Here is a 6000-nt window from a genome sequence, read left to right as displayed (position 1 = left end):
GCCGATCATTTTTTATATCCTCAAGGCTCTCGCCCTTTTTCAATCTTTCTTTTCTCATCTTCCCGACATCCGCCGTTCCGACTAACCCGCTTCGTTTCCGTTTGGGATTGCAAAGGTAGAAAAACTTTTTTAATCCGCAAGAAAAATATTTTTATTTTTCCGCTTTTCTTTTCCCCTTTATTTCAATTAATCATCCTCAACCATCTTCCCTCTCACTTTCCGTTCCTTCCGAACCGGGCTGCAAAGGTAGCGTTATATTTCTTATCTCCAAGAACTATTTTAAAATAATCCTAATCCCCTCTTTATCACCTTCTTTCCACTACTTTCATGCTTACCCCTTCCTCCGAAGCGGGGTGCAAAGGTAGAAAAAAAATCCTATTCCCGGAAGACTAAAGTGCTTTTAAACCTTTCCGGGGGTATAAAGTGATGGTTATCAGCGGAAAATTAGTTTGGAGTCTGGAGTCATTAGTCCGGAGTCTCATACAAAACGCCTAATAACTCTTCTTAAACTGAGGTGGAAGGTTTGACTGGTTGCTAGCCCAAAAGCTCCTGCCCCAGGTACAATAAACCCGACTGAATGGAAAACCCGCGGGCGAGGTACGAGGCCGGGGATTTGGAAGGAAGGCGGGACTGGTGCATCCGAAACGCGTAGAACCCTGATTTGCTAAAGAAAAAATTGAGGGAAAGGCTATACGGAAGATGAATACAGGAAAAATGTTCTTAATTCAACTTCTAACGAATACATAACGTTAGCTTATTTACCTACACTATTATATAGTATAGTCGGTTGTCTTATCTAGCTATGCGCTAAATAAAAAAGCGGCACCCTACCCTGTCCGTAGAGTTAAGCACAGCGACTCTACGGATTACAACATACCGTTCAGTGCATAACTCAACATTAGTTAAACCCAGTCAAAGACTCTCCTCCATTAAATAATCCGTAGAACTCCTGCGGAACTCGACAGACAGGATGGGAGTAGAAGGTTTGACTGGTTGTTAGCCCAAAAGCTCCTGCACCAGGTACAATAAACCCGACTGCATGGAAAACCCGCGGGCGAGGTACGAGACCGGGGATTTGGAAGGAAGGCGGGACTGGTGCATCCGAAACGCGCAGAACCCTGATTTGCTAAAGAAAAAATTGAGGGAAAGGCTATACGGAAGATGAATACAGGAAAAATGTACTTAATTCAACTTCTAACGAATACATAACGTTAGCTTATTTACCTACACTATATATAGTATAGTCGGTTGTCTTATCTAACTATGCGGTAAATAAAAAAGCGGTACCATTTTGAGATAGCCCGCTTAAGTTATTTAAGATTAGTATTGCCCGGTACTGAGTAATACTAATGTACAAGCTTCTACAGGTTCGATGCCGTGTTGATCCAAAAGCTTTTCCAACTCATCATTTTCTGTACCTGGATTAAATATTACCCGCTTAGGTTTGGTTGCTAATATATAATCATGGTATTGGGCTTGTAGAGGTGGGCCAATGTAAAGGGTTATCGTATCTATATCGTTATGCATTTGCCCGGGTTTTTCAATTTCTACTCCGGCAACCTCTCCCCTCTTTATACCTACATTCACAATATCGTGATTAAATCGCTTCAACATATGTGCGGCTTTGTACGAATAACGATTGGGATCTGGTGAAGCGCCAATAATAAGTGTCTTTTTCATAAGGTGAATTAAAATTTAGATAGTAAAGCAATTTGTCCGGCATGATAGGCATGATGCTGCGCCAGGCCACTCAAAAGCTCGGCATAAGTTACGCCCGTTCCCAGCGAGGGGTTACGCTCATCTTGAGTGGGTTCATCCCATTGGTTTTTATGCATACCCTCGCAAACGCGTATCAACTCCTCGTTGGCTATTTTAAAATTGAAAATGATTTTTTCCCAGGCCGGAGGAGTTTTGGATTCAGGGTTTGGCCAATCGCCCATTTCTGGTTCGGAAGCCACTTTACCACTTAACCGCGCCCTCACCTCTTCTGTCCAGCTGGTTAAATGCAAGGCTATTTCGGCAATGGAATGCGCCCCCGGAACAAAGTGGCTGAATGCTTTCTTGGCATCCACATTATTTAACACCTGCATTACATGGTTTCCATGCCAGGCATCGCCATTAAAGGCTTTCTGGATTTCGTGAGTTAAATTAAGCATATGAAATCAACAATTAGCAGGCTGGAAAGTTTGTTATAATAAACCGGCAATAGCATTTGCACAGTTTATGCCATCAATGGCAGCCGATACAATCCCCCCGGCATAACCCGCCCCCTCTGCGCAGGGAAACAAACCTTTTACCTGCGGATGCTGATAACTCTCTTTATCTCTTGGAATACGAACGGGTGAGGAAGTTCTGCTTTCTACGCCTACTAAAATGGCTTCATTGGTGTAGTAACCTTTTATCTTCTTTCCGAATAAGGGCAATGCCGATCTTAAACTTTTAGATACGAACTCTGGTAAAATATTATCTAGCATGGCACTCTTTGTACCTGGTAAATAAGAATTCTTAGGTAAATCTATAGATAGCTTGTTGTTTACGAAATCGACCATCCGCTGTGCGGGAGCCACTAAATTTCCTCCGCCGGCTTCGAAAGCGATTTGCTCAATTTCAGATTGAAAATTTAACATCCGCAGCGGATCATAGCCTTGAACATCCTCTAAGGTAACCTGTACTACGGTTCCAGAATTGGCATAAGGATTATTTCGTTTGGAAGGAGACCATCCATTAACCACAATTTCATTCTCGCCGGTTGCACAAGGTGCGATAATTCCACCAGGACACATACAGAAAGAGAATACCCCACGCGCACCCACCTGTTCTACTAAACTATAATAGGCAGGTGGTAAAAATTCTGAGCGGGTATCGCAATGATATTGTGCCGAATCTATTATTTCTTGTGGATGTTCTATCCGAACCCCTAAGGCAAAAGGCTTCGCTTCAATCAGTATATTCTTTTTATGCAGCAACTCATAAACGTCTCTTGCCGAATGACCAGTAGCCAAAATGACATGCTCTGCTAAAAGTTTTTCTTCAAAATTGATTTCAATACCTTTTATTTTCCCGAAATCGATCAAGATATCTGTCATCTGGCTATCAAAGCGCACTTCTCCCCCGGCATTGAGAATGGTTTCTCTGATGGCAGTTATAATATGTGGTAATTTATTGGTACCAATATGCGGGCGGGCATCAATCAGGATATCTTTTTCTGCTCCATGATCTACGAAAATTTGTAGAACCTTATTTATATCTCCTCTTTTGTTAGAACGGGTATATAGTTTACCGTCAGAATAGGTTCCGGCCCCACCTTCTCCATAGCAATAATTAGATTCGGTATTCACTAAACCCTGCTTATTAATGGCGGCTAAATCTCTTCGGCGTTGCTTAACATCTTTACCACGCTCAATTACAATGGGTTTTAATCCATTTTCTATAGCCTGTAAAGCAGCGAATAATCCTGCAGGGCCAGCGCCTACTATTATAATAGGTTTCGCATCGCTCACATTAGGATAATTGGTAACCTGGATTTCTATCTGAGGCGCTTCATCAACAAAGGCCCTAACCTGTAAACGGAAAATGACCTTTCTTGAGCGTGCATCAATAGATCTTTTAAGGATTTCGAAACCTTTAATCCGATTTTGGGTAAGCTTTAAACCTTCAGCCAGCTTCTGTTTAATGGTTTCTTCTTCTGCAACCTGGTGCGGAAGCAAGGTAATTTCGATATCTTTATGCATACATCTTGTCAGGTTTTTATCCTGAATTGTAACAAAGGTACAGAATTTGATATCTAATTTGTAAATTGACCATAATTCAATTTGCTTAAAAAGACAAAAACCATAAAAATGAAAAGATTAGTATTTGGAATTATTGCTGCTGTTATTGCAGTTAGCACTTTAAGTTCATGCGGTTACAACAGCATGGTGAAGCTTGATGAGAATGTTAAATCGAAATGGGGGACTGTGCAAACCCAATATCAGCGTAGGGCAGATTTAATTCCGAACTTGGTAAGCACAGTTAAAGGTGCTGCTAAATTTGAGCAAGGAACTTTAACTGCGGTTGTTGAGGCACGTGCGAAAGCAACACAAATGACTGTTAAGGCCGATGATTTAACGCCTGAAAACATTGAAAAATATCAGGCTGCTCAGGGACAATTAAGCCAGGCCCTGGGTAAATTATTATCAATAACAGAAAATTACCCTGAGTTAAGGGCTACACAACAATTTAGTGATTTATCTGCACAGTTAGAAAGCACTGAAAATAGAATTACCGTTGCCCGTAAAGATTTTAACGATGCTGTTCAGGAATATAATGGCAAAATCAGATCATTCCCTACAAATTTAACTGCCGGGATGTTCGGTTTCAAACCTAAAGGTTATTTTGAAGCTGACGCTACAGCTAAAAATGCGCCTAAAGTAGAATTCTAATTCTCTAAAATTAATTGGAAGGGTAATGTAAGTTTAGCTTTAAACTTACATTACCCTTTTTACTTCAACTAAAATTAAGATCATGTCATTATTTTCAGATACTGAACAAGATAAAATTGCACAGGCCATTGCAGACGCAGAAAAAGCAACTTCGGGAGAAATCAGAATTGCCATCGACAAACATTGTGAGGGCGATCCTTACCAAAAAGCTATTGATTATTTCCAGAAACTGGATATGGATCAAACCGCACAAAGAAATGGCGTATTGATCTATCTGGCTCATGTTGATCATAAATTTGCCATTATTGGCGATAACGGAATAAACAAGGTTGTTCCAACAGATTTTTGGAATACCACCAAGGTAGCCATGACAGCTCATTTTGCCAAAGGCGACTTAGCCGACGGAATTGTTGCGGGGATATCTCTAGCCGGAGAACAATTAGCCCTGTATTTCCCACCTCAACATGGAGATATCAACGAGCTACCTAACGACATTGTTTACCTCAATGAAACCGAAAAAAAATAAGCTGTAGACAGTGTCGGCTTAGCCAAAGCTAAGTTTTATAAATTCCGAATAGAATCCTATTAAAAAATAAACCTTCACAATACCTGGCTACAGGGAACCGACGGTTTCATAGTGATAAAGAACATATTTCTAATGAAAAAATTATTCATTGTATCTTTTCTGAGCTTGTTGTTTTCTTTTGCATTTGCACAAGATTATCCCGAAAAGCCATCCACTTTAGTGAATGACTATGCAGGTGTTTTGTCTGGAAGTCAAAAACAAGCCTTAGAACAAAAAATAGTCGCCTTTGACGATTCCTCTTCTACCCAAATTGCTATAGCCATTCTAAAATCAGTTGGCGATTACGATATCAATGAATATGCAGTTGAGCTGGGTAGAAAATGGGGTGTTGGCCAATCGGGCAAAAACAACGGGATCATGATTGTTGTTGCCGTTGGAGACCGCAAAATATCTATCCAAACCGGTTATGGCGTAGAGGGCGCTCTTCCCGATGTTTATGCCAAACGGATTATTGAAAATGACATTAAACCTAATTTTAGAGCAGGAGATTATTATGCCGGTTTAGATGCGGGTACTACCTCCATTATTAAGTACACTAAAGGCGAATACAAAAATGATAAACCTCGGGTTTCCACTAAAAAGGGTGGATCGGGTAGTATAGCCATTATTATTATCATTGTAGTTATTATTATTATCGTGATGAGAAAAGGTGGAGGCGGTGGTGGAAGCGAAATTATTGGCGGCCGTGGTGCATCAAATGCTTTATTCTGGGCCATGCTTTTTGGTAGTGGAGGCGGAGGCCGGGGTAACAGTGGTTGGGGCGGTGGAAGCTTTGGCGGAGGTTCATCTGGTGGCGGTGGCGGATTCGGTGGATTTGGCGGCGGCAGCTTCGGTGGTGGCGGTTCTAGCGGCAGCTGGTAATTCAAAGCAAAGAACAAGAAACAAAGAATAAAGAGCAAGGAGCAAAAACGATTGCTATTCGCTGCTTAATAATTGATTCTAAAAAGCTGAAAAGAATAAGGAAGAAAGCTAACCAGATTTTCACCTCAGGTG

At 41.2% G+C, this 6000-nt stretch carries 7 protein-coding genes; 4 read left to right on the top strand and 3 right to left on the bottom strand.

The genetic code is table 11. The features are described from left to right. Positions 1-288 (top strand): hypothetical protein (locus BMX11_RS24550; protein ID WP_217643877.1); only part of this gene is annotated, 288 nt, incomplete at its 5' end. A 1032-nt stretch (positions 289-1320) separates the two neighbouring features. Here the strand turns inward: BMX11_RS24550 and BMX11_RS19480 are convergent. From BMX11_RS19480 to BMX11_RS19470, 3 genes are read right to left on the bottom strand one after another with little or no spacing between them, the layout of a single operon-like run. Then, positions 1321-1680: a CoA-binding protein gene (locus BMX11_RS19480; RefSeq protein WP_090887601.1), complete on the bottom strand. Its 360-nt coding sequence runs from the start codon at positions 1678-1680 to the stop codon at positions 1321-1323. A gap of 8 nt (positions 1681-1688) precedes the next feature. Further along, positions 1689-2156, bottom strand: coding sequence for a DinB family protein (locus tag BMX11_RS19475; protein ID WP_090887597.1), 468 nt, complete (start codon positions 2154-2156; stop codon positions 1689-1691). 33 nt (positions 2157-2189) lie between these two features. Further along, positions 2190-3731 carry an NAD(P)/FAD-dependent oxidoreductase gene (locus BMX11_RS19470; RefSeq protein ID WP_090887594.1) on the bottom strand — a complete coding sequence of 514 codons (1542 nt, stop codon included), beginning with the start codon at positions 3729-3731 and terminating at the stop codon, positions 2190-2192. Positions 3732-3839: 108 nt separating this feature from the next. On the opposite strand from BMX11_RS19470, the gene BMX11_RS19465 reads away from it, so the two are divergent. From BMX11_RS19465 to BMX11_RS19455, 3 genes are all read left to right on the top strand, one after another. Then, a complete protein-coding gene (locus BMX11_RS19465; RefSeq protein WP_090887591.1) occupies positions 3840-4421 on the top strand; it encodes a LemA family protein in 582 nt (193 codons plus the stop codon). An 82-nt stretch (positions 4422-4503) separates the two neighbouring features. Beyond that, a complete protein-coding gene (locus BMX11_RS19460; RefSeq protein WP_090887588.1) occupies positions 4504-4947 on the top strand; it encodes a TPM domain-containing protein in 444 nt (147 codons plus the stop codon). 132 nt (positions 4948-5079) lie between these two features. Next, entirely contained in the window at positions 5080-5868 is a 789-nt protein-coding gene (locus tag BMX11_RS19455) for a TPM domain-containing protein (RefSeq protein ID WP_090887585.1), read from the top strand. The last annotated feature ends 132 nt before the right edge of the window (positions 5869-6000 follow it).

Origin of the sequence: Pedobacter rhizosphaerae, assembly GCF_900111155.1 — a bacterium.
Lineage (GTDB): Bacteria > Bacteroidota > Bacteroidia > Sphingobacteriales > Sphingobacteriaceae > Pedobacter > Pedobacter rhizosphaerae.
This window is presented reverse-complemented; position numbering and strand designations above follow the sequence as displayed.